Genomic DNA, 24,448 nt, shown 5'->3' with positions numbered 1-24,448 from the left:
TTATTTAATTACAAAGTTTCAATATGTTTCCATATTTTATTTGCCTTTTTAAGAGAAAAACTCACCTCCATTCATTCCCCTCTTGCAATAAGCGCTTTAAATTCTTATGTTACCTAAAAAACAGCGCAAACCCCAAACCCTTTACGCAACTCCCCCTTAGTTCTGCGTATCTATTATATTTCTTTATAAGAAAACTTCCCTCAAACTCTTAGTTTGAGGGAAGATAAATATAACCAATACTTATAGTTTAGCTTCAATCCAATTCAAAATATCATCTATGACAATATGTTTCTCTTCTTTTTCGTTTAGTATTTCGTGATAACACTTAGGATATATCTTTATATTTTTGTCTTTAGAATTTGTATTTTCAAATAGCCATTTCGATGCTTCCTTTATAACTATTTGATCATTTTCTCCATGTAGTATTAAACAAGGATAAGTATAGTTTTTAACATTTTCCTTAATCCAAATAGGTCCTTTCACAAAAGCCTCTCCTAAAAGTTTAAGATTAGTTTCTTTTAATACCAGCGGATCGTTATCATAATCCTCTACAACCTTTCTATCTCTACATATTAAACTAGAAAGGGCATTTGGAGACTTCTCCAAAGGATGGCTTTCAAAATAGTTATCCCTCTTTAAGTCCTCAAATATAGGGAGCTCAATTACTGCAGCTCCAGACAATATTTGACCTTTTAATTTATTCGTATACTTCATACCATAGCCAGCAGTAATAAATCCTCCCATGCTGTGACCAAACATAAATACAGGAGCATGTTTATTTTCTTCTATAGCCATGTTAACTATCTTATCTGCATCCTCAAAAAAATCCTGGAAGTTCTCTACATAACCTCTTTCCCCTGCAGATTTACCATGACCCCTATTGTCAAATCTATAAACTGTATACCCTGCTTCATTTAGTCTTTTAGTAAAGTAATCATAACGGCCTAAATGTTCACATAAGCCATGAACTATAACTACTACAGCTTTTGAATTCTCAACTGTGTCCTTCCTATAGAATATTTCAGTACCATCAAAACTTTTTAATTTACCTTCAATATAATTAAACATAGTAACACCCCCAACTTAAATATTCTTCATTTTTACCAAAATACCTTTATTTGTAAAAACGCTTTAGAAATATTTATATTTTAAGTTATTTGCTATGTTTTAACTTTCAGTAATTAACTGATTTATAAAGAAACTAACTAGAAAGTTAACTTATACAGAGGGATATGTTTCCAAAGCTGAAGTAGATTTAAAAACTTTGTGACAGTCTTAGCGAAGGGTTTTAAGAGAACCTTAGAACTTTAGAGTTGTTTGAGCGAAGCGAGTTCTCGAAAGTTCTTAGGTTGTCTTGAAGCACAAGCTTTAGACTGGCTAAAAGTTTTTAACGTGCTGAAGCTTGGAAACATATTCCGGCGTATAAGTTAACTTTCGGTCTAGTAACCCTATATTTTATTTCTTACTTATTTATTCCATTAATCATACCTTCAGAGTATCCTGCGTATTCAGTATTTGGATAGTCATTTTTAACTTTTTGAAAAAATACAAGTGCATTTTTATTATCATTAGTTTGTTTATAACAATTTCCTATCTGATAAAGAGTCCATGGCATAACATTTAATTCCGGTGCAACTTGTTGAACTTTTAAAAGTTTTGGCAATGCCTCTTGGTAATTTCCCTGTTTATACAATTTATTTCCCTGGTTATATATAGCCCATACATCATTAGTTTTTATGCTATTCCACAGTTTGTCAAATCTTGATTTTTCTGCATCATCCAGTTTTAAAGACTTCAACGTTATTAAATTATCCAGTGCTCTTTCATAATTCCCCTCAGAATAAAACTTCTCAGCATCATTAAGAATTGAAATAGCATTTTTATTCTTATAATTGTCAAGCTCTGCTTTTGTAGATTCTAAGTTCTTTTGCAATCTCTTCTGCTTCTCATCCATTTCCTTGTTTTTTTCGCTTACTGCTTTTTGCTGTTCAAGTTCTTTGTTTTTTTCAACCTCAGCCTTTTGAGATTTATTAAAGATACTTTGAATATTAGAACGATTACAATAAGCTACTCCTGCAACAGTAATGACTATAGTAGCTGCTAAGAATGGTACAATAAACTTTTTAGGTAGATTTTTAATCTTCTTTATTTTATCTCTATATGCAGGCAATTTTACAATACTATCTCTCTTCATATCATTAGCTGAAGTTGAACTAGCACTTTTTATGGTATCAAGAGCTTTTGACGCAGTTTTGTCAGCCTTTATTTCCTGTAAATACTTATTTGCTGGTTCAGTATATATGTCATATTTAGCTAGTTTTTTGAAAAACTTTTCGGCTTTATCAAAATCCTTTTTATAAACATAACAGAGTCCTAAAAGCTTTATTGCTTCAGAAAAATCAGGATTAAGAGCTAATGACTTTTTTAGATCGATTATAGCTAAATCCACACAACTTATTTTAAAATTTATAACGGATTTGTTATACAGGGCTATGGATTTTCGAACATTATTGGGAATTTTATATACGTTAAATTCCTCATCACTAATATTTATAGGATTTATTTTTTCTATTTCGTAATTAAAATTCACGAACCCAGTCCCCCTTTGTTTCAAATACAATTCTATTTTTACCATAAAACGTCAAAAAAATATCTTAAATTTCTACATATTACAAATAACGCTAAATTTTATATATTTATTATATAATTTTAGACATTTTCTTTCAATGCATTGCAAAAAAATAATATTTTTTATGAAATATTCAAGATATAACATTGATGACATTAAAATCAAAAAAGAAAAAGATAAAACTATATCTATATCACTACTCTCTTAAACCCAGTCTGTTACCTACGATTCAAAAATATATGCAAATTTTATTTTATATTTTTAATAATTTTATGCCATTTTTGATATAATTTTCATGATTCTTACGACTTAATTAATGTAGAAGCTTTTACAGAAAGGAGCCAACTCGTGAAGATTAATAATGACAATGTAGTTGCAGAACTGCATAAAAAAAATCCTAAAGCATTAGATTTTATTGTAGATACTTACGGTGGTCTTATAAAATCCATAGTTCAAAAAACACTTTTCAATTTTGAGGATAGTGGAAATGTAGATGAATGTATAAATGATGTCTTCTTAGGAATTTGGAATAACATAGACAAGTTTCATAAGGATAATAAATTAAAAAGCTGGATAGCTGCCATTGCCAAATACAAGGCAATAGATTATCAAAGAAAGCTGATTAAAGAACTAAATAGTGAAAATATAGATAACCTAGAAATAGAGGATGTCACTACTGTGGATAAAAAACTTTTAGAAAAAGAAAATTATGAAGAGTTATTAAAGTTGTTGTCCAAGCTAAAACCACAAGACAAAGAAATATTTGTTCGTAAATATTTTAATGATGAAAGCACTAAAGATATAGCCTCAAGCTTAAATGTAAATAAAGAAGTTATAAATAATCGACTCAGTAGAGGAAGAAAAAAACTAAAAGAATTAATTGTTCGTGAGGTGAATAAGTCATGAAAGACATATATGATTTATTAAATTATATTGAAGTAGACTTAAAAGAATATGATGAAACTCAATTAAATGATTTGGAAAGAAAAAAAATTAAAAAGAAACTTCAACATTCCATAAAAAATAAAAGATATAATTTTCGTAAAATCAGTAAATATGTGGCCATATCTTTAGCTATTTTAACTTTAATAGGAATTGCCACTTTTAAAGTTAATCCAACCTTTGCAAGAACAATACCTCTAATAGGAACCCTAATTAAAAATAGCTATGGTTATAATACTGATGAATTTGATAAATACACTTCAGTAATAAATAAAACTATAGAAAAAAATGGCCTTAAGGTTACTTTAGATGAAGTAGTACTTGATGACAATAGCCTTATAATTGCTTCAACCTTTAAAAGTAATGAAAAACTTCCTAAATCCTCAGTTCCTGCTACAATGAGTCTCCAACTATTTATTAACGGAAAGCTAATCAATGTTTCGGGCGGCGGTGGCGGTAGTCAGTTTATCGATGATTATACTTATGTAGCTGTAAATAAACTTGATGTTTCTAATATTAAAATACCTAATAATGTGAATATAAAAATTGTTTATGAAAACTTTGTAATTTATCAGGAAGATCAAAAAGATTTTAAAACAATAGACGGACCTTGGGAATTTGAATTTAATGTATCGAAAAACGAAATTCAAAATAAAACAAATACCATAAAAATAAATAAGAATTTAAAGTTTAAGGATATAGATATGGATATTAAAAATATTACTATCACACCTATTAGTACAACTATATTCTTTGATTTTAAACGTGATATGCCCGTTGATTCTATGTGTGATCCTTTGTATTTTATAATTACAGATGATAAAGGAAGATATTTGACATATACTAATGGATCCTTTAATCCTAAAAGAGATAAGATAAATTATGATAATAAAGAATCTCCTAGTTTCCTTAGTTTTTCAGCAGTACCTATTGATTCAAGAAAACTTTATATAACACCTTATTATGATTCTTTTAACTCCAAACCTACAGAACCTATACTCTACAGTGTTGATTTACCTATTATTTTAAAACAAAACAATGAAAGCAAAATAACTATAAGTAATATACAACGGAAAAACGGAAAAATATATGTGGATTATAGAGTTGAAGGAATCTGTTTTGGTATACCAGGAAATTTATTATATTTATATGATGACAACAAAAAGGAATTAGATATAGAAGATGTAGGAAATTCAAGAAAAATAGATAATAATAAAGACATAATTACAAAGGTTTTTAAAGATAGAAACGGTGGCAATATTTATGTTGGAACTCTTGATATGAAGGATGTAATCATCCTTAAAGATAGTAAGTTTACAATTGATTTAAAGAAATGACTGCAAACAAAATATTAATCGGCTATTAAAATAAAAAAGGAAGGTACAATCCTTTAACCCTTGTACTTTCCTTTTTTTACACCATTAAATAAATAATAAATACGAAAGGGATTTTCATATCAATTACTCTATAATTATGCTCTTATCTATAAGAATTTCATCTCCTACATATTTATACGCAGCTGAAGAGCTACCATCAGAGTTTTTAACAGTTTCCCCTTTCTCTAGTATATTTTTATATACAACAATTCTTAAGCTCTTACATCCTTTATGTATAGCGCTAAAATAATTTATTTCTTTATTTTCATTAAATTTCCTGCCCATATCACATCCAAGTTCATTATTATTGTCATCAAATACTCTTATATAATAATTGTCATACTTGGAATTGGTGCTATTTACCACCACATTAAATGGAGTAATTGTAATGGAATCTAGTGAAAATCCATTAGCTCCCTTATAATTAACAGCTATATTTTTACTTATGGATTTATCTACTTTGACTGGTCCTTTAAATGCCCAAGTTCTATTAAAATTTTGATCATTATCTTTTTCACTCAAGCCTTTTGTACCAATGGAAGTTAACTTAATAGGTTTTAACTGTATTTTCCGGTATTTCCATTACCTTTGAAATATTTTCTATTGTCATATCATTGAAGTATTTTAATATGATCACAGTTTTATAGTTATCTCTTAACAAGTCTATGGCATTATACAAATCTAACTTCTCTTCTAATGATATATTAGTGTCCATAACAGCTATTTTTTCTTCGTCATTTAGTGAGCATATAGTATTGCCCTTGTTTATAAGGTCCAGAGAACAGTTTATTACTATTCTAGTTATCCAAGTCTTAAAGTAACTGGGCTTCTTAAGCTTTCCTATGTTAATCATAGCTCTATAGGTACATTCCTGTATTATCTCTAATGCATTCTCCTCATTCTTTGTATAGCTATAAGCTGTTTTATAAAGGTAAATTTTATGTCTTTTTATAAGCTCACTAAAACATTGTTTATCACCAGCTATAGACTTTTTTATAAGCCGAGTTTCGTCATCTATTTTGAGGTTAAGGATTTTTGATTTCATAGTAGTCACGCCTTCCATATTTAACAATTATAAGCATTAAAACATTTTATTAACATCGATGTTACACACATTAGACATATAAGTAGGTAATAAAGTTTCAACTTTTAAAAGATATTTTCTGATACTTTATCATAATTAGTTCATTTTGATAGTTCTGGGTGATGAAGGTTTTATATTATTACGATGCTAAAACAACTTTACATACTAACTTATTATTTTATTTATAGTAGCACCCTTTTAGAACTATAAGCATAAATTATATTAAAGTTAGCTTAGGGTAACAAAATTAATATGAAGAAACTAAATTAAGCTAGTGAAAGATTATTTTGTTTATAATATAACAACTAATTCTAAGAGGAGGAATATTATCTTGGAACTTAATAATGTATCTGTAGGAAATTACGTAACCGTTGAAGACTTATCATCTACTGGAATGTTAAGAGAGAGAATGCTTGCACTTGGTTTAACTAAAGGTGCTCGAATAGAAGTTGTAAGGAAGGGGCCATCAGGAGACCCTACTGTCTACAATATAAGAGGCGCAATGATAGCCCTTAGAAAAGAGGAGGCATCCTTAATTTCAGTTACTCATAATTAGATACGTATTCAAGCAGGTTGATACCTGCTTTTAATTAGCAAAAATTTTCAGGAGGTTAACAAAAATGGGACTCACATTTCAGTCCACCAAAAATGATGCTTTAACAGACATATTTGCCATTGAGAAAAAAGAAGGACAATATATTATTGCACTTGCTGGCAATCCTAACACCGGTAAAAGCACCGTTTTCAATGCATTAACTGGACTTCATCAACATACTGGCAACTGGCCTGGTAAAACAGTAGTGAACGCAAGAGGAGAATTTACACATAAAGAGAAAGAGAATATCCTGGTAGATCTACCTGGAACCTATTCTTTGTTTGCATCCTCTGTAGAAGAAGAAGTAGCTAGAGACTTTATATGCTTTGGTAATTCTGATGCAGTAATAGTAGTTACGGATGCAACCTGCCTTGAAAGAAACCTTAATCTTGTTTATCAGGTAATGGAACTTACTGATAAGGTAGTGCTATGTATAAATCTCATAGACGAGGCAAAAAAGAAAAATATAATTATTGATGGGCAAGGTATAGAAAAGGAGCTTGGTGTTCCTGTAGTTTTATGTGCAGCGCGAAGTGGTATAGGTATAAAAGAGCTGAAGGAAGCGGTATATAAGGTTACTACAGGACAGATTAAACCTAAGCCTAAAATAGTAAAATATCAAGATTATATAGAAGAAAAGATCAAATCTATAGAGCCCCTTATTGAAAAAAATATAAGGGGTATTAATTCAAGATGGCTTTCTTTAAGAGCTATAGATGGAGATTCAAAAATAATGACTTCTATCTTCAGTAATATTGACAAGGATTCATTAGAAGAAATATTGAAAATCACAAACTCATCTACTAAAGATAATGATAAGACAAATATTAGAGATAATATATCAGAACAGATTTACAGGAGAGCTGAAGAAATAAGAGATAAGTATGTAAAAGAAGATAAGGCTAAAATTAATAGAGATAAATTAATTGATAATTATATTACATCAAAAATTTTTGGTATCCCACTGATGCTTTTAACTTTAGCTATAGTATTCTGGATTACTATCACCGGAGCCAATGTACCTTCTGAAATTATAGCTAATGTACTTTTCGGTATACAAGATAAGCTTACTTTATGGTTTAATAACATGAACGCTCCCAACTGGCTACACGGAGTTCTCGTGCTTGGACTTTACAGAACCTTGGCCTGGGTAGTATCTGTTATGCTTCCTCCGATGGCAATATTCTTCCCTCTCTTTACAATACTAGAGGACCTTGGATATCTGCCTAGAGTAGCTTTTAATCTGGACCATATGTTTAAAAAAGCCTGCGCTCACGGCAAGCAATGTTTGACAATGTGCATGGGGTTTGGATGTAATGCAGCTGGAATAATAGCCTGCAGAATAATTGAATCTCCACGAGAAAGACTTATTGCAACTTTAACAAACAACTTTGTTCCCTGTAATGGAAGATTTCCAACTTTAATAGCTATATCTACGGTTTTCCTTGTTGCAAAAACTGGCAATGATTCAAGCTTCTTACCAGCATTATCTATAACAGGTTTAGTAGTTATAGGTATAGCTGTAACACTATTAGTATCCTATGGATTATCAAAGACAATACTAAAAGGTGTTCCCTCTACCTTTACCCTAGAACTTCCTCCTTATAGAGTACCTCAAATAGGAAGAGTTCTTTATACTTCCATAATCGACAGAACAATATTTGTACTATGGAGAGCGGCAGTTGTTGCTGCTCCAGCAGGTGCTATAACCTGGATACTTGGAAATATATATATTGGTGATTTAAGTATTATAGGTCATGCTGCAGCTTTTCTTGATCCGCTTGCCAAAATTATCGGCCTTGATGGATTTATATTAATGGCCTTTATACTTGGACTTCCTGCAAACGAAATTGTACTGCCAATACTGTTGATGTCTTATTTAGCAACAGGTTCTATGATTGAATTTGACAGCATAGAGTCCTTAAGAAAGATATTACTTGATAATGGTTGGACATATCTCACAGCACTTAATGTTATGTTGTTCAGCTTACTCCATTGGCCTTGTGCTACGACTCTCTTGACTATACGAAAAGAAACAGGCAGTTTAAAATGGACGGCACTTTCAGCACTTATTCCAACCTGCATAGCATTTATTGTATGCTTTATGACAACCATAATATTTAAGACTTTAGGTTTAGGGTAACTTATAAGGGAAGTCCAAAGTGAACTTCCCTTATAAATTTATAATAATCAACACTATACTATTTATTTTAACCAGCTATATTATATATTTATTTTGGGAAAAGTTATAATAACCTTAAATAAATCCCCATCAACACTTATATTTAGCTCTCCACCTTGGAGTTCTATGAAGCTTTTCGCTATAGCTAGTCCTAAGCCTGATCCCTCTGCGTTACGTGCCTTATCTCCTCTTACGAATCGTTCCGCTATCTCATCTACATTAAAATCTATTTCATTGGCTGCCATATTTTTTAATGTTATTTCAACCTTATCTTCTATGGAAACGATATCTATATAAACTCTTGAACCTTTCATTGCATACTTGGTCATATTAATTATTAAATTCTCAAAGACTCTAAAGATACGTTGGCTGTCTAGAGGCAATATTACCTTTGATTTTGGGAAGTTTGTTTTTATTATAAGTGATGCCTTTAATATTTTATCATCTAATTCAAGTAGGGTTTGCTTCATTAAGTCCACCACATCCACATCCACAATATTCAAATGTATGTTTCCACTTGTAGCCTTGCTCACTTCAAATAAATCCTCTATTAGTTCCTGTAGTCTTTGTGATTTTCTGTCTAATGTATTTAAATAGTCCTTTCGTTTTTCCACTGAGAGATTTTCATCTTTTAATAAATCTACATAAGTAATGATAGATGTTAAAGGCGTTTTTAGATCGTGAGAAACATTAGTAATAAGCTCTGTCTTCATTCTTTGGCTTTTTACTTCTTCATTTACAGCCTTTTTAAAGCCCTTCTGTATACTTTCTATTTCTTTCTTAAAAGCATTAAACACTCCTAAATCATCTTCAATAGTTATATCCAAATTACCTTCTGCTATTTTGTTTGCAGCTTCAAGGAGCTTATTATATTTATTACTTATATTATTATAATGCTTTCTTATTACTACAAATAATATAACAGTGTATATTATTGCTGCTATTATTCCCAAAAACCAAAAACAGCTTATTATTGATACTATAATTAGATTTATTCCTAATAATATTGCAAGTTTTTTAGTATTTTTTTCTTTTAAGTCTATATTTCTTAAGTAACCACAAAACTTTTTATTGACTCTCCCACTAGTTCTCCAAATGCTTCTTAAAATTTTATATATCAAGGAATTTCCTTTTATATATTCTCTAATTCCAGTTTTAAAAATATGCTTTATAATAATAACTGAAATAAATGCTACTGCAAAACATAGGAACCAATAAAGAACATTTATTAAACCATAAATAAGCTCTGGCCTCACATCTATTGGTAAAAACTTAGGTAATTCTTTATTTATTATGCTGATAGCAATAAGATTAGGTGATTCACTTATGAGTAAAGATGTCATAAAAATTACAAAACCAATTATCTCTATAGGTGTTTTAGCAATCTTTTTAAATCCAATTAATTCCTTTGATATTTTATATGGAGTTATAAGAGCAGTTATTAATATACAGACAAAAAAAGCTATAATCGTACAAAATGTTAATATATTGTGGTAAGAGATGCTTTCTTTATTCTCTTTATAAGAAGATATTAAATCCTTATATTTTAACTCTTTTGGAACAGCATAAACATAAGTCATATTTTTTATAGACTTCATTTCCAGACCATTTCTACTTGTTACTTTATTATTTTTAAGTTGTTCTGATATGTTTGACATATCTGCACCATAAAGCTTGCTAATTGTGATATTTCCTCTATCATCATAATCAATAACCATGTAAAAATCATAGTTTTTCTTAAGATTTTGTTCAAGAAGATTAATGTTAATATTATTATCTAAAAGAGAGCTTATATCACCTTGATTTCTCTCTTCTACTAATTTACTATCTTTTTCTATAGCATAATATTCTAAATTCTTTATACGTTCATCTAAGTTTCTTTTATATTCATATATCTCTTCATTAAATGCATTCTGTGTGTAGTTATCATATTTTTTATCAAGATTTAACAAAATAGTTGATGGTTCTATATTTTTATTTTCTTTTTTCTTTAAAATATCAAAATATATACTATAATTACTATCTGTTATATAATATAGAAGATCACTTCTTTCAAAAATATTTTTTTCATATCTCTTGCTGTTTTCTCTTATTATAGGATACGTAGAATACATTCCTAAGGAAGAAGCTATTAATATCAATAAAATAATTATATTTATAATATATTTACTTTTACTGCTTTTCAATTTTGTATCCAACACCCCACACCACCTTTAAATATTTTGGATTTTTCGGGTTTATCTCTATTTTTTCTCTTATATTTCTTACATGAACCATTATCGTGTCTGTGTTTATGGCCTGTTCCTTCCAAACCCTTTCATATATTTCTTCTGCAGGAAAAACTCTCCCGGGATTTTTCATAAGCAATGTAAGAATCTTAAACTCGCTGGGAGTGGTTTTTATAAAATTTCCATCTACAGTTACCTCTTTTGTATCTGTATTAAGTTCTAATCCACCGATTACATAAACGTTGTCCACTGTACCTGCCTCTTTAACCATATTTAAAAACTTTGTATATCTTCTGAGCTGAGAATTTACTCTTGCCAAAAGTTCAAGAGGTTTAAAGGGTTTTGTTACATAATCATCTGCTCCAATATTTAGCCCCATTATCTTGTCTACTTCTTCAGATTTTGCAGATAACATTATTACTGGGAAATCATAATTTTCTCTAAGCTTCATGGTAAATGTTATACCGTCCATTTTTGGCATCATTACATCTACAATTGCCAGATGTATTTCCTCTTTTTCTAATATTTCTAAACCTTCAAATCCATTATGTCCGATGGAAACCTTATAACCTTGATTCACTAGATAAGCTTCTATTGCAATTGCTATGTCTATTTCATCTTCCACCACTAAAATATTATATATATTCATTTATCCACATACCTCTTTCTATGAAATTGTTCCAAATTATATAATATCATAGTTAACTTTTACTCCATAGTCATTTTCTGCTGCCCCCCTCATTTCTCTGCCTTTATAATACACTTATTTTTTAAAGATAATCTTGTTATAAATCTAAAGAATTTCTAAAGGTTGTCCTCAAAAATAGAAAGATGATGAATATTAAATAATTTTCACCATCTCTCATACTATATTTATTTTACCCATGACATTATGTATTCTCTAAAACCAGAGTCTTCATTGATCTGCTCTTTTTCTACTTTAAAACCACAATACTTATAGAAATTAACTGCAGACACATTTTCAACATAAACCCCTAATTCTAAACTTGAATATAGAGATTTACAATAATTTATTAGTTTTTTACCAATACCCTGTCCATGATATTCTTCTAAAACAAATAATGCACCAATAAATGAATTGTTTATAATACTTATGAATCCTTTAATTATCCCCTCTTCTTTATAAACAAAAGTTGTAGAAACAGGCATATACTCGTCTTTGACAAGGTTATAATTTTTAGTCCAATACTGTTCTGATATGAATCCATGAGCAGTAATGTTAGTCTTTAACCATATATCCATAACTTCTTCTATTTCAAATTTTTCTAATTCCTTAATCATTCTTTATATTTAGCGAGATAGTATATCACAAATACCAAACTCTCACTAAAGTTTACCTCCTTTCATTTTATACATTTTTTAATGTCTAATAAGTTATTAATTCACTTTATAAGAAAAATACGAAATATTTTTCTTATTTTATGATTTGTGCTCTTTCCATAAACAATCTGTTATCTTCATTTCAGTAAATACAGCCTTAAAAGAATTTTTACTTGGTGAACATGCAAGTAAACCAATATTAATTTCTTTTTCACCTTCAAACAAGTGGAAAATTCGCATCTGTTTGAAATTTATACCATCAAAAGAATTTTCAAGACAGTAGTCACTCTCTCGTCTACTTAATCTGTACCACATACATTTTACAAAATCTCCAATATCCGTAGTTGCCCAATCAGAATATCCATGATTTGTTACCACGCTTCCAAGCCATGCAGTATTATTGTCATGAAATTCTATTCCTGCCTTTACCCAATTTTCACTATTTTGATAAATTACAACTCCACATTGGTCAAACAATGCTGTACTATTAAACTCTGCCTTTACTGTAAAGGAAAAATATCTTTCATCTGTTGTAATATAAAGGACATGAGCATTATCATTTCTAAATCCATAATAAGTTCTTTGCCAAAAATCAGTGTTAGGGTCTGTTATAATTTCAACTCTATCTCTTTCAATTACATAATTTTGAGGTTTAAAAAACCATTTTGCTTCTTTAGCATTAAATTCAAACATATTAATCCTCCTATTTTATTAAAAGCACTCTCTTTTAGTCATGAGTGTATCCAACAACTTCAAAGTCTTTTGACAGTGCTTTTAGATGCTCATCATATCTAGGGCACATTTTCTTCATACAAGTAGATAAATGAATTACTTCAATACCAGCTTCTTTCATTGTTATGCTTCATTAATTCTTACAAGCCATTCATTAACTAATGAATTAAATAGTGCTCCCTGTTCTATCTGCAAATTATGGCCTGCTCTATCCAGTACAGCAAAAGTTGCTCTTGGATATTTGTCTAAAATACTCCAAGCATCTTTATAACCTACAGTTGAATCTTGACGTCCTAATAGTATAAGAGTTGGCTTATTAAACTTTTCATTCATTCTATCTGCATCGAATGAAAACGCGTATCCTTTTTGTTGAAGATTGAGTAAAAAATTACTATCTGCCAGTCTTATACCAGGTAAAATTTCATCTCTATATCTATGCCAAACTTCTCTACTTTGTATTACTTGTATTGAAGAAAAACCTTTCGTATCAGATGGTTCAAGCTGTGATAATAATTCATCATCTCTCTTTAAAATAATATGTGATGGAACGTTACGTTTCTTAAAATCTGCAATAATAACAGGACATAATAAAAATAGCCCATCTACTCTATCTTTCATTTTATGTACTATTCCTCTTGCTAAATATCCACCATAGGACTCACCTGCAAGTAAAAAGTTTTCATTTGGAATAACTTTTTCAATAAAATTAATTAAAATATCCAGCATCACATCTGAATTTATAATCCAATCCTCACCTTTGGTTTTTCCCATCCCTGGTAAGTCAATATATATCCTCTTATATCCATCTCTATTATTAAATACAGGTTCCATACACCCTGTCATTAATCTATGGTCTACGTGATAACCATGTATCATAATAATTGGCTTTCCACTACCTATTACTTCATAATTTATAGATATATTTTCCATATTACATTCCATTCTTTCATCTCCTTGTTCATATAAATTGCTCCTTCAATTCTTTAATTGCTCATGCTAAATTCGCGAGAACCAGAACGTACGTTCACCAAAATAATAACATGTTTGCATAATAGTGTCAATGAAGTTTTATATGTTTGCATTATGAATGTATACTAATTAAAAAACTATATCCAAGCTTTAGTCCATAATAAACAAGTACTCCACCACAAATTCTATTTATAATTTTAATAATTTTATTATTAAAATTATGTTTCAGAGTTGCTACAACGGTTGCTATTCCCATAAACCATACTATTGAAGCAAAACAAACTCCAATAATAAACAATCCTGAAGCCTCATATGGTAATGCTACTCTGAAGCCACCAAGCAGTAATGATCCATCAATTAAAGCTTGTGGATTAATCCAAGTCACCATAAAGCAATTCACAATTACTTGCAGCATAGATTGATTTACATCTACTTCTTGTTTTGTATTGGATGTACTTCGTATAAGCTGAACTCCAATGTTTACAACTACAATGGCTCCAATTAGCATAACCGTCAATTTTAACATCTTTGATTTTTCCATTAAGACTCCTATCCCGTAAAAACATCCTAATGCCAAGGAAATATCAAAAAAACTTGTTATTAAAGCTACCTGATATGCTCTTACTTTGTTTTTACTTATGGCTGTATTGATTATATAAAGATTTTGCATACCTATCGGCGCAACGTAAGCAATTCCTAATAGAAACCCCTGCATAACATATTTAAACATAGCCCTCCCCCTTATTCTTCGTATTTTACCTATACTCTATCTGATCCTAATTATAATTATTAAAAAGCTCTATGTCTCCAACCAAGAAAATTTTTTTAACCCAACCAAAAAAAGCTATTAAAATTTAATTTAACAGCCTAATTATTTGTGAAAGTCTTTTTAATCCATTTTCTAAATCATATAAAGAGGAGTATGAATAAGAAATTCTAAGGTTTAGATTTTTAGAAAAATCATATACGTTTCCTGGAATAATCAATATACCATTGTCGCAGCACAGGTAAAACAATTTTTCCATTGATATCTGTTTTTTTAATTTTAGCCATATATAAAACCCTCCACTAGGTTTATTCCATGTAGCTATATCAGAAAAATACTTTCCAAGAGCATTTAGTGCCACCTGTCTTCTAACTCTTAGCTTCTCTCTAAGTTCTTCAAGATATTTTTCATAAAGTCCGCTTGAGATCCATTCTGCTAGAACCCATTGTGAAAGTGAACTTGAGCCATAATCTGTCTGCATTTTTATATCTCCTAAACGCTCTATAACAGGCTCCGGTCCAATTAACCAACCAATTCTAATTCCAGCTGCTAGGGATTTTGAAATAGTCCCCATGTATAGTACACTGCCATTTTTATCTTTAGCTTTTAAAGGCAATGGCGGTTCTGTGTCAAGCCACAGCTCTCTATATGCATCATCCTCAATAATAGGTAGCCTTGCTTTTTCGCATACTTCTAAAAGTTCATTTCGTTTATGCTGCGGCATAACAATTCCAGTTGGATTATGAAATGCAGGTATAGTATAAAGCAGCGTAGTTGTTTTATTTAAGCTACTCATAATCTCACTTATTCTAATTCCCTGACTATTCATCGGTATTCCCTTTACTCTCATTCCTGCTGATTGGAATACATGAAGTGATTTTATATAAGATGGCTTTTCTGAAAGTACAGTAGAACCAGGGTGTAGGATACCAAGAGAGATCAATTGCAATGCCTGTAGTGAACCTGACACAATCAATATTGAATCTGGGGAAGCGTTTATTTCATATTTCTTTAGATATTGACTTATAATTTGTCTTAAATATAATGATCCTTTTGGTTCTTCATATCCTAAAGATTCTATCTTATTTGAAACACTATCTAGTACTACTTTCATCATTTTATTAGGAAATAATTCTGGTGAAAGTTCTCCTGTACCTAATCGTATCATATTTTCTTTATACTCAAATTTATTGATTGCTTGAATTATAGATAAATTAGGTCTATGTATTCCACTTGAAATATAACTCTGCCAATTGGGTGGTGGTGTTGATGCTAATAGAGACCATGTATTATTAACTATAGTTGTTCCTCCACCGCTTTTTCCTTCAATTAGCCCCTCTGCCTTCAGTTCATCTAAAGCCTCCACAACAGTACTCCTGTTTACTTCAAATCTTTCTGCCAGTTCTCTCTGAGCTGGCAGCTTGCTCGAAATACTCCATTCACCTGTTGCTATTTTTTCCTTAATGTAATTAACAATCTGCTTATATATTGGAATAGAAGAATTTTTATTTGGTTTCCAATTAATACTTACCATATATTTATATCCTATCTCCTCCATCAAAATGTGTTCTTTGCATTTAACTTCCTAATGTAGGTCCTTTTGTATACTTTATTACAAATTCGCTATTTAAAATATTGTAGCTTATAATAATTCATTACAGACAGCTCTTCAAAACCACAAGCTTTGTATAAATTAAGTGCAGTATTGTTTTTACACTCCACATCCAATTCTATCTCATAGATGTTTTTTTCATTTATTAAACGTAGAACTTCTTTTAATGCTGCTTTTCCATATCCTTTACCTCGGAAATCAGGCAATATTCCAAAACCACTTATAAAAGCTGAATCATCACTATAGCTTACCGCAATTTTCCCAATAACCCTTTCATTTAGTTCAACCATATATGTGATTTTATTTAATTCTTCCTCTTCTTCCAAAAAGCATTCACATTCCTCTGAATGGTTAAAAAATATTGCATTTTGTCTCCCAATTTCTTTTCCATCCGACTTTCCAGCTTTTCTTAGACTAATAGAACTTGTGCTTTCTAAAGTAGTTTTGTTAAGTAACTTCATTCTATACTCTGAAAAATCATATTCACTGCAAACAGAGCTTATAAATTTAACACCTGAGTTAGAATTACCATCGGATAATACTAATACCTTATTAAAGCTTCTCTTCTTACACTCCTCCATTGCAAGCTCAAAGATCTTTTTAAATAACCCCTTTCTTCGAAAGTCGGGATGAGTCATTCCATTGATTTCACCAATATTACTACCTCCAAAACTTGAAATACCCAGGTAAGCTACTAAAATATCCTCAACATAATATAGAAACTCATTAATCTCTTTTAGTCCTATTTCAGAATTTCTCCTTATATTTAACTTATAGTCTAATTCTAACTTTAGATTTGTTTTATCCTGTGAGCAGCAAAGTTCCTCAAGTTGATTTATTTCTTTATACTCCTTTTCTGATATATATTGTTTTAAAGAAACGGTTTCATTTAACATTTTTTCTGACATTTTAAAACACCTCTTCAAATCAAAATTTGGACATAAAAATACCCTGAACTAGTTGTCCTAACTACTTCAGGGTTGATAAACTTATCTTTATAATATTGATCATAACAGTAGTAATAGTTACAAATCAAAATTATATTTAATAACTTTCGCTTAAAGTAGTTGGACATAAAAATTTAATTATAAATCTACTGTTTATCTTAATCATGTTCAACCACTCCTTTCAAAATTTACATACCAAATTATACCATAAATATTTTATAATTTCAATATTTTAATATATATTTACAGAAAAGTCTACTTCATTTATGTTACGGTTAACCGTAGCAGGTATAAGTACAGTTTTTTATGTACTTTATAATAACTTTATAAAGTTTCAATCTCAACTTTTATTGCTGTAGCACCTTCTAATTGAATCCATTTTAAATTTGCTTTAAATTTTGAATCAACCTTATCTAAATTACATATATTTTCTATAACATAAGCCCCTTTATTTTCAACATATTTATCTATTACTACATGATCTTTTCCATGCTGTATTCCACTTAAATCAATTCCTATTAATTTTACATTGAAATCCAATAATTTATCTACAAGTTCATTGGTTAAATATGGACTTGATTTAGAATTAAAATACTCTTCGCTTCCGTATCCATAGTTTTCTAAATATCCAGTTCTAAATATTACAAAAGAATCTTCCTTAATTGATATATTATCTAATATATCAATATCTATAATATCTAGATTTCTAACATCTATTACAGTAACATCTATTTCTGATGGTAACTCTATTCTTGATAGATTGTAACAATCTATATGAGTTCCTATATGTTGTCTTTGATGTGATGGCTGCGAATCTCCCCATTTTAATATTTTTTGAGGAATATTAAAATCCTTTAAATGCAAATTCATATTATATATCTCCTTCCGATTCTATTATCTTATCTAAATAGTTATTAAACTTTTTTAAAAAACTAGCTACAACTTCCTGCTCTTCTTTATCTATATTTTTAAAAAATTTATTATTTCTTTCTTCCCAATTCTTATGTTTTATTCCATGATCTTTATATAACATTTCCCCTAATTCTGTTAGCTTAAAATATATTTCCTTATCATTCTCAGGCTTCTTATACTTATCAATAAGATCACTATTCAAAAGTTTTTTGCTAATCTTACTTATAGCACTTCTCGTCATATTCATACTTTGAGATATTTTAGTAACGTTAGGATCTTTTATTTTTCCTATGCAATCTAAACAATGTATTTCTGAAACTCCATACTTTTCATATTCACCTCTAAATGCTATCTTTCCTAGAGTTTCTTCTTTTTCATATATTTCTTTTAAACTCTCCATAATATTATTAATATTATCCACCTTAAACACCTTCCTGTTATTTTCAACAAAACAATAATATCATATTTTTGTTTCCTTGGACATAATATTAATATATTTTTGTTTCCATGTCAACAATTTTATAGAATTTAATTTATTCTATGATTTACCTATAAACTCACTTGCTTTATATAATACAAAAAAGCTATAAGAATGATAATTCTAATAGCTTATTATCAAGAATTTAAATTAAAATATTACCTTTTATATTATTCTATTTTATTTTTCCATGTTAGTTGGTTTTTTTAAAGTTTCCACATCATACTTTTTAGTCCTGTTGTCCTTTATAACACCTGACCAATTAAGTCCAAAAGCAAAATCGTATCTGTTACCTTGACTGTCTTTATAACAACTCATATCTCTTGGCACATCTTCGCATTGCTTTTCAACTTCCTCCATATTTAAAGGCATTTGCATTGGTAGTAACCCTGATGGTTCTGCTTTACCCGTTATAATTTCGTAATAAGCTTGATCACTTACTCCAAATCCCATAAGGATTCCATCTACATTTGGCTCAACTTCTGAAAATACCATAGGATTATCTGCACGTACTATTGCAATAACTGGAATATTGGTTCCTTTAACTGCATTTGCTCCATATAGTAATGATTCTAAATCCACACTATTTTCAATTTTAGCTGTCTTACCAAAATATGAACGATTTTCTCCTGCATTGCCTGCTATAGACTGTTTACGTACACTGCTGGAATCAGCTGTGTATTTCCCATATTGTAATGATATTGGAATATATCCATCTTGTTTATTGTATCCATATCCTATAAACTGAGTACCTGCATTTCTAGGACTATTTATAACTGGTAATACGTAATCACATTTTCTTATTTCTTCTTTTGATAGACGCACTATATCCTTTTCAGTTGGCATTGGATTACCATCTTTATCCTTCCCTGAAAGTTTAGGACTTATTGTATCTGTAACAACATTAAAATATTTTAATGCACAATCTTTATTTACAGGTAAACTCCATTTTGCTGGGCTATATTCTACTCCTGGAAATGAAGGTTCAATAACTGGTGTAAATACCATTGGAATATATACTGTTGGTTTGCTTGCTAAAGCATTTTTAGGACTTATAACATTATTTTGATTTTTAAGCATAACAACTGACTTAACTTGAGCATTGAAACCTTCATTCATATATTCTGCATTTCCTACAGTTTTAACTGCTGCATTCATATCTACATATGGATTTTCAAATAGTCCTATGTGGAAAATATTTTTAAGAAGTCTTACAGCAGAAGTTTCAAAACGATTACGCATAAACTTTTCGCCATGCTCTTTTACTCCCATATTATAAGCTGCTATAACAGGTTCCTTCTCACTATCTCCTCCAAATTGGTCAACTCCAGCCATTAAAGCTTTATAATGTCTTTCTTCTATGCTCTTATCTTCCATTCCCCATGGAGTACCAAATGGTTCATTCATATTTGATGCTACAAACCAATCTGTACATATAACACCATCATATCCATATTTATCACGAAGTAATTGTGTGATTTTAAAATTACTATAAGCACTTCCAACCTTTTCACCTAAAGAGCCATCTTTGCTCCAAGCTATAGAATAAGATGACATTACTGAACTGCTGCATCCTGTTTTACTATTTAGCTTTAATCCACCATCAACAAATGGGATAAGCTGTGTTTCAAATTGGTTTCCTGGATATACAGCATATTTACCTGTTTGCGTATGTGATTCACGTCCACTTTCGCCAACTCCATCTCCAGGCCAGTGTTTTATCATGGCATTAACACTACTCTCTCCCCATCCTAAGTCTTTTCCTTGACCGTCATATGCTGACTGCATACCTTCTATTAATGCTTTAGTTAAATCTCTTGATAATGCAGGGTCTTCTCCGAAAGTTCCATTAAAGCGTGTCCATCTTGGATCAGTAGCTAAGTCTACTTGAGGTGCCAATGCTGTATTTATTCCCAGCATTCGAAATTCTGTTGAAGAAACTTTTCCAAATCTTCTAGCAGTGTCTTCACTAAAGGTTGCTGCTATACCAAGGTTTGAAGGCCATCTAGAAATACCTCCTTCTGTTCCCTTTACATACACACCGTCTGCTTTTGCAGTACTTCTAGGATCTGAGCTAACATTTACTGGAATTCCAAAGTCTATAGCTTCTGCATAAGCTTGTAGCGCATTGCTCCATTTTACAGTATCCTTTACACTTGCCTGATCACCGGCATTTAATACTGCTCTTACATCAGATTCCTTTACATATCCTTTTAATTCATCACTAAGTTTTTCGTTAATTTCCCATTGATGAGGACTATATAGCATCAATCCTGCTATTTGCTCTACACTTAGTTTAGATGCTAAATCCTTTGCTCTTTCTTCATCATTTAATCGCCAATCTTCATACTTATCTAACTTACCATTTTTGTTAAGGTCTTTGAATGCAAAACCTTTGTCAAACAATAATTTGACTCCTGAGTCTGCTGAATGTCCTAACGCTTTTCCACCTTTATTAGTTACGTAGTACCCATAATTTGTCTTTTGTACATTCCACTTCTTACTGCTTTCATCAGTTCCGCTTGTGGCTGCTTTTACGCTTACACTTCCAGATAAGCTGCTAATAAATACAGCTATAGTTAAAAGCGATATTAATTTTTTATTCATGATTCTTCTCCCTCCTTAAATAAATTTGAATTTAGTATTTTAAGTAAACACCTTTACTTATTTTCTGCCTTACCTTTTTCTACGTAACTCATATCATTAACAGATTCAACTTTATATTTTCCATCTTTATTTTTCTTTCAGCATAAAACCTGTTTTACTATTTAATAAAAACTATAATTCTTCTCCATTTGTAGCAATGACATTCTTGTACCAATAGAAACTCTTCTTTCTAAATCTTGCTAAAGTTCCATTACCATCATTGTCTTTATCAACATATATAAACCCATAACGTTTCTTCATCTCACCTGTTGATGCACTAATCAAGTCAATACATCCCCAAGGTGTGTAACCCATAAGCTCTACCCCATCAATGGTAACTGCTTTCTTCATTTCAACTATGTGCTTTCTTAAATAGTCAATTCTATAACAGTCATTAATTGAACCATCTTCTTCAACATTATCAACAGCCCCTAAGCCGTTTTCTACACAGAACAGCGGTACTTGATAACGATCATATAAATTATTCAATGAAATTCTAAAGCCTTCTGGATCAATTTGCCATCCCCAATCTGATGCTTCTAAATAAGAATTTTTTATTCCACCTAACATGTTTCCAGCTGTAGCAGCATCCTTAGTTGGTTTTGTACTAATTACTAATGTCATATAATAACTAAATCCAATATAATCTACCTTACCATTTCTTAAGATTTCCTCATCTCCAGCTTCCATCTCAATCTTAATATTATTTCTCTCAAAATAACGCTTCATATTGTTTGGATAGTAACCTCTTACTTGTACATCTGCGAAGAAATAATGTTTATTCATCATTTCATTAACCGCTTGCACATCTTTTGGATTACAAGTTTCTGAATAAGCTAGTGGATAAAGCAGCATGCATCCTATTTTAAAATTAGGATTAATTTCATGTCCTAGCTCTACAGCTTTTGCACTTGCTACAAATTGATGATGAGCTGCTTGATAGCAAACTTGCTCCTTGTTCTCTCCGCTCTTAAATTTAATTCCTGCTGAAACAATTGGCATTAATGTAATGGCATTTATTTCATTAAAAGTCATCCAATACTTAACCTTATCCTTATAGCGGGTGAATATTTCTTTGCAGTAGTTTACATAAAAATCTACTAGCTTACGATTTCTCCAGGACCCATACTTTTCAACTAGAGCATAAGGCGTTTCATAGTGGGAGATTGTAACCACTGGTTCAATTCCATACTTTAAACATTCATCAAATAAATTATCATAGAATTTTAGACCTTCTTCATTTGGCTCAGCTTCATCCCCATTTGGAAAAATTCTTGTCCAGTTAATGGATGTACGGAAACATTTAAATCCCATTTCAGCAAGTAGTGCAATATCCTCTTTATAGTGATGATAGAAATCAATGGCTTCATGGGATGGGTAGTATTTTCCTTCTATAACTCCATCTGTATATTCACGGTGCTTATCTACAGCCCCTCCCGTAGCTACATCCGCTGTGCTTACACCTTTTCCACCTACATTCCACGCTCCTTCACATTGGTTAGCAGCAACTGCTCCTCCCCATAAGAAATCTTCCGAAAACTGATTTATTTTATTTTGCATGTTTATTCCTCCTTCTCTTTAAATATAGCTATATGCCCATAGACTTATGTTTATATAGCTATATTTTCACTAATGCTTTTATTTGTAATGCGGTAAATATTCTTTAAATTCTTTTGCGTTAATACTATACTTCTAAGTTTTATTGTTTTGACTGTGCGAATAACCAATCTATCATTTCTTTATTTTCTAATGCTGGAACCCAAGAGAAATGCCCCATTGGTTTAATAGTTCCTTTTGGATATTCTGTATACTTAATTGAAGTTCCACCTAATTCTTTTATTGCTTTTACAGCATCTCTGCTATATCTAACATCAACTAATGGATCATCTTCTGCATGGAAAATCCAAATTGGCATATTCTTTATATCCTTAAATGCTGAATAGTCTTTTAAAGGTTCATATTCTCCACCAATTTTAAAACTGTTAATATCACCTACTCCACAAATAGGAACTGCTGCTGCGAATAAATCCGGATTCTTCTCAATCATATTCCATGTTCCTATTCCACCATTAGACATACCTACTACATAAATACGATTTGTATCAACAGCATATTTTTTTATTGTCTCTTTAAGTAAGCTTAGTGTTAAACTATAATTAGGCTCCTCAATCCAGTAAGCAGTCAACTTATCGGTTATTGGAGCTTGTGGCGCTAGTACATACGCTGGATTCTTTGCTTGCTGTTCTGGTGCTGCCCATACTAATGCTCCTTCATTTCCTAAAAGATGCATAGCATTATCGCTTCCTCTTTCCCCTGAGCCATGTAAGAATAGTACTAATGGGTACTTTTTACCAGATTCTGTTTTTGGTTCAAAAAATCTATAATTAAGTTTATTACCCGCTGCATCACTATAAGTTGACTTTTTAAAATCATCTACAACTGGTGTAACTTCTTTTGAAGCTTTTACCTTATTATCAGATGCTTTAAAGGTTATGCCATCTTTTGTTTTAATATCAGCCTTTTGGACCACAGTATATTTTAAATCATTTCTTGTATTTAAAAACTTTGCCTCATTAAAAGTAAATGTACTTGCGTTTTTATCTTCTGGGTCTAATTCAATAACAACATATCTGCCATCCTTTGACTTCTCTGTTGTAGCTATAGAATCATTAGTATATACTTTTGTTATTTTTCTAGCTTCAGTTTTATCGCCTGTGGTTGTTTCTACTTGGAAATTTGATTGAGACAATTTAGAGGCATCAACCTTTGTTCCAAAATCACATACCATTGCATATCCAACTTCTCCATAAGGAAGAACCTTAGTTATAAATGTTACATCTGTGCTTGATAGTTCCTTAGTATTGTTTGTTGCACAGCCTGCAGCTCCCATAATCCCTATAATAGAGCCCAGTAAAACAGCTGCTTTAAATAATTTACTTTTTCTAATCACATAATCTCCCCATTCAATTTAATTTTTTATATCCCTCTATCCTTCTTAATGTACCTGCA

22 protein-coding genes are annotated in these 24,448 nt (G+C 30.7%); 4 read left to right on the top strand and 18 right to left on the bottom strand.

Features of this window, described 5'->3' with window-relative positions:
- Positions 1-240: 240 nt before the first annotated feature.
- Together ACZ5N4_RS07650 and ACZ5N4_RS07645 are read right to left on the bottom strand one after the other, a co-directional pair.
- Positions 241-1,068 carry an alpha/beta hydrolase gene (locus ACZ5N4_RS07650; RefSeq protein WP_464208650.1) on the bottom strand — a complete coding sequence of 276 codons (828 nt, stop codon included), beginning with the start codon at positions 1,066-1,068 and terminating at the stop codon, positions 241-243.
- 394 nt (positions 1,069-1,462) lie between these two features.
- Positions 1,463-2,590 carry a tetratricopeptide repeat protein gene (locus ACZ5N4_RS07645; protein ID WP_464208648.1) on the bottom strand — a complete coding sequence of 376 codons (1,128 nt, stop codon included), beginning with the start codon at positions 2,588-2,590 and terminating at the stop codon, positions 1,463-1,465.
- A 387-nt stretch (positions 2,591-2,977) separates the two neighbouring features.
- Between ACZ5N4_RS07645 and ACZ5N4_RS07640 the strand changes: the two genes are divergently transcribed.
- Both ACZ5N4_RS07640 and ACZ5N4_RS07635 read left to right on the top strand, forming a co-directional pair.
- Entirely contained in the window at positions 2,978-3,535 is a 558-nt protein-coding gene (locus tag ACZ5N4_RS07640) for a sigma-70 family RNA polymerase sigma factor (RefSeq protein WP_464208646.1), read from the top strand.
- Complete coding sequence (locus ACZ5N4_RS07635) at positions 3,532-4,908, top strand: DUF4179 domain-containing protein (RefSeq protein WP_464208644.1); 1,377 nt, start codon at positions 3,532-3,534, stop codon at positions 4,906-4,908. The genes ACZ5N4_RS07640 and ACZ5N4_RS07635 overlap by 4 nt, the downstream gene beginning before the upstream one ends.
- Positions 4,909-5,031: 123 nt before the next feature.
- Here the strand turns inward: ACZ5N4_RS07635 and ACZ5N4_RS07630 are convergent, their stop codons facing one another.
- Together ACZ5N4_RS07630 and ACZ5N4_RS07625 are read right to left on the bottom strand one after the other, a co-directional pair.
- Positions 5,032-5,469: a DUF5643 domain-containing protein gene (locus ACZ5N4_RS07630; protein ID WP_464208642.1), complete on the bottom strand. Its 438-nt coding sequence runs from the start codon at positions 5,467-5,469 to the stop codon at positions 5,032-5,034.
- A gap of 25 nt (positions 5,470-5,494) precedes the next feature.
- On the bottom strand, positions 5,495-5,992 hold the full coding sequence (locus tag ACZ5N4_RS07625; protein WP_464208640.1) for a sigma-70 family RNA polymerase sigma factor: 498 nt from the start codon (positions 5,990-5,992) through the stop codon (positions 5,495-5,497).
- Between the two features lie 367 nt (positions 5,993-6,359).
- Here ACZ5N4_RS07625 and ACZ5N4_RS07620 point away from each other — a divergent pair, with 367 nt between their 5' ends.
- Together ACZ5N4_RS07620 and feoB are read left to right on the top strand one after the other, a co-directional pair.
- Complete coding sequence (locus ACZ5N4_RS07620; protein WP_464210864.1) at positions 6,360-6,587, top strand: FeoA family protein; 228 nt, start codon at positions 6,360-6,362, stop codon at positions 6,585-6,587.
- Positions 6,588-6,651: 64 nt separating this feature from the next.
- Positions 6,652-8,769, top strand: a complete 2,118-nt coding sequence (gene feoB / locus ACZ5N4_RS07615) for a ferrous iron transport protein B (RefSeq protein ID WP_464208638.1) — start codon at positions 6,652-6,654, stop codon at positions 8,767-8,769.
- Positions 8,770-8,849: 80 nt separating this feature from the next.
- Here the strand turns inward: feoB and ACZ5N4_RS07610 are convergent, their stop codons facing one another.
- From ACZ5N4_RS07610 to ACZ5N4_RS07545, 14 genes are all read right to left on the bottom strand, one after another.
- Entirely contained in the window at positions 8,850-11,009 is a 2,160-nt protein-coding gene (locus ACZ5N4_RS07610; protein ID WP_464208636.1) for a sensor histidine kinase, read from the bottom strand.
- Positions 10,981-11,685: a response regulator transcription factor gene (locus ACZ5N4_RS07605; protein ID WP_464208634.1), complete on the bottom strand. Its 705-nt coding sequence runs from the start codon at positions 11,683-11,685 to the stop codon at positions 10,981-10,983. The genes ACZ5N4_RS07610 and ACZ5N4_RS07605 overlap by 29 nt, the downstream gene beginning before the upstream one ends.
- Before the next feature lie 224 nt (positions 11,686-11,909).
- On the bottom strand, positions 11,910-12,338 hold the full coding sequence (locus ACZ5N4_RS07600; protein WP_464208632.1) for an N-acetyltransferase: 429 nt from the start codon (positions 12,336-12,338) through the stop codon (positions 11,910-11,912).
- Positions 12,339-12,476: 138 nt separating this feature from the next.
- Positions 12,477-13,070 (bottom strand): DUF1349 domain-containing protein, encoded by a 594-nt coding sequence (locus tag ACZ5N4_RS07595; protein ID WP_464208630.1) that lies wholly within the window; start codon positions 13,068-13,070, stop codon positions 12,477-12,479.
- Positions 13,071-13,104: 34 nt separating this feature from the next.
- On the bottom strand, positions 13,105-13,230 hold the full coding sequence (locus ACZ5N4_RS07590) for a CGGC domain-containing protein (protein WP_464208628.1): 126 nt from the start codon (positions 13,228-13,230) through the stop codon (positions 13,105-13,107).
- Positions 13,231-13,232: 2 nt separating this feature from the next.
- Complete coding sequence (locus ACZ5N4_RS07585; RefSeq protein WP_464208626.1) at positions 13,233-14,051, bottom strand: alpha/beta fold hydrolase; 819 nt, start codon at positions 14,049-14,051, stop codon at positions 13,233-13,235.
- A 139-nt stretch (positions 14,052-14,190) separates the two neighbouring features.
- Positions 14,191-14,808 (bottom strand): LysE/ArgO family amino acid transporter, encoded by a 618-nt coding sequence (locus ACZ5N4_RS07580; RefSeq protein ID WP_464208624.1) that lies wholly within the window; start codon positions 14,806-14,808, stop codon positions 14,191-14,193.
- A gap of 124 nt (positions 14,809-14,932) precedes the next feature.
- A complete protein-coding gene (locus tag ACZ5N4_RS07575) occupies positions 14,933-16,378 on the bottom strand; it encodes an aminotransferase-like domain-containing protein (RefSeq protein WP_464208622.1) in 1,446 nt (481 codons plus the stop codon).
- Positions 16,379-16,467: 89 nt separating this feature from the next.
- A complete protein-coding gene (locus ACZ5N4_RS07570) occupies positions 16,468-17,364 on the bottom strand; it encodes a GNAT family N-acetyltransferase (RefSeq protein ID WP_464208620.1) in 897 nt (298 codons plus the stop codon).
- A 363-nt stretch (positions 17,365-17,727) separates the two neighbouring features.
- Positions 17,728-18,273 carry a cyclase family protein gene (locus ACZ5N4_RS07565; protein WP_464208618.1) on the bottom strand — a complete coding sequence of 182 codons (546 nt, stop codon included), beginning with the start codon at positions 18,271-18,273 and terminating at the stop codon, positions 17,728-17,730.
- 1 nt (position 18,274) lies between these two features.
- Positions 18,275-18,745, bottom strand: coding sequence for a MarR family transcriptional regulator (locus tag ACZ5N4_RS07560; protein ID WP_464208616.1), 471 nt, complete (start codon positions 18,743-18,745; stop codon positions 18,275-18,277).
- Positions 18,746-18,973: 228 nt separating this feature from the next.
- Positions 18,974-21,400, bottom strand: coding sequence for a glycoside hydrolase family 3 protein (locus tag ACZ5N4_RS07555; RefSeq protein WP_464208614.1), 2,427 nt, complete (start codon positions 21,398-21,400; stop codon positions 18,974-18,976).
- Between the two features lie 171 nt (positions 21,401-21,571).
- Positions 21,572-22,999: a 6-phospho-beta-glucosidase gene (locus ACZ5N4_RS07550; RefSeq protein WP_464208612.1), complete on the bottom strand. Its 1,428-nt coding sequence runs from the start codon at positions 22,997-22,999 to the stop codon at positions 21,572-21,574.
- Positions 23,000-23,138: 139 nt separating this feature from the next.
- Positions 23,139-24,389, bottom strand: coding sequence for a prolyl oligopeptidase family serine peptidase (locus tag ACZ5N4_RS07545; protein ID WP_464208610.1), 1,251 nt, complete (start codon positions 24,387-24,389; stop codon positions 23,139-23,141).
- Positions 24,390-24,448: the final 59 nt, after the last annotated feature.

The sequence above is a fragment of the Clostridium nitrophenolicum genome, from assembly GCF_055391695.1.
Note: the sequence above shows the minus strand (reverse complement) of the source record. Positions and strands in the feature narration are given on the sequence as shown.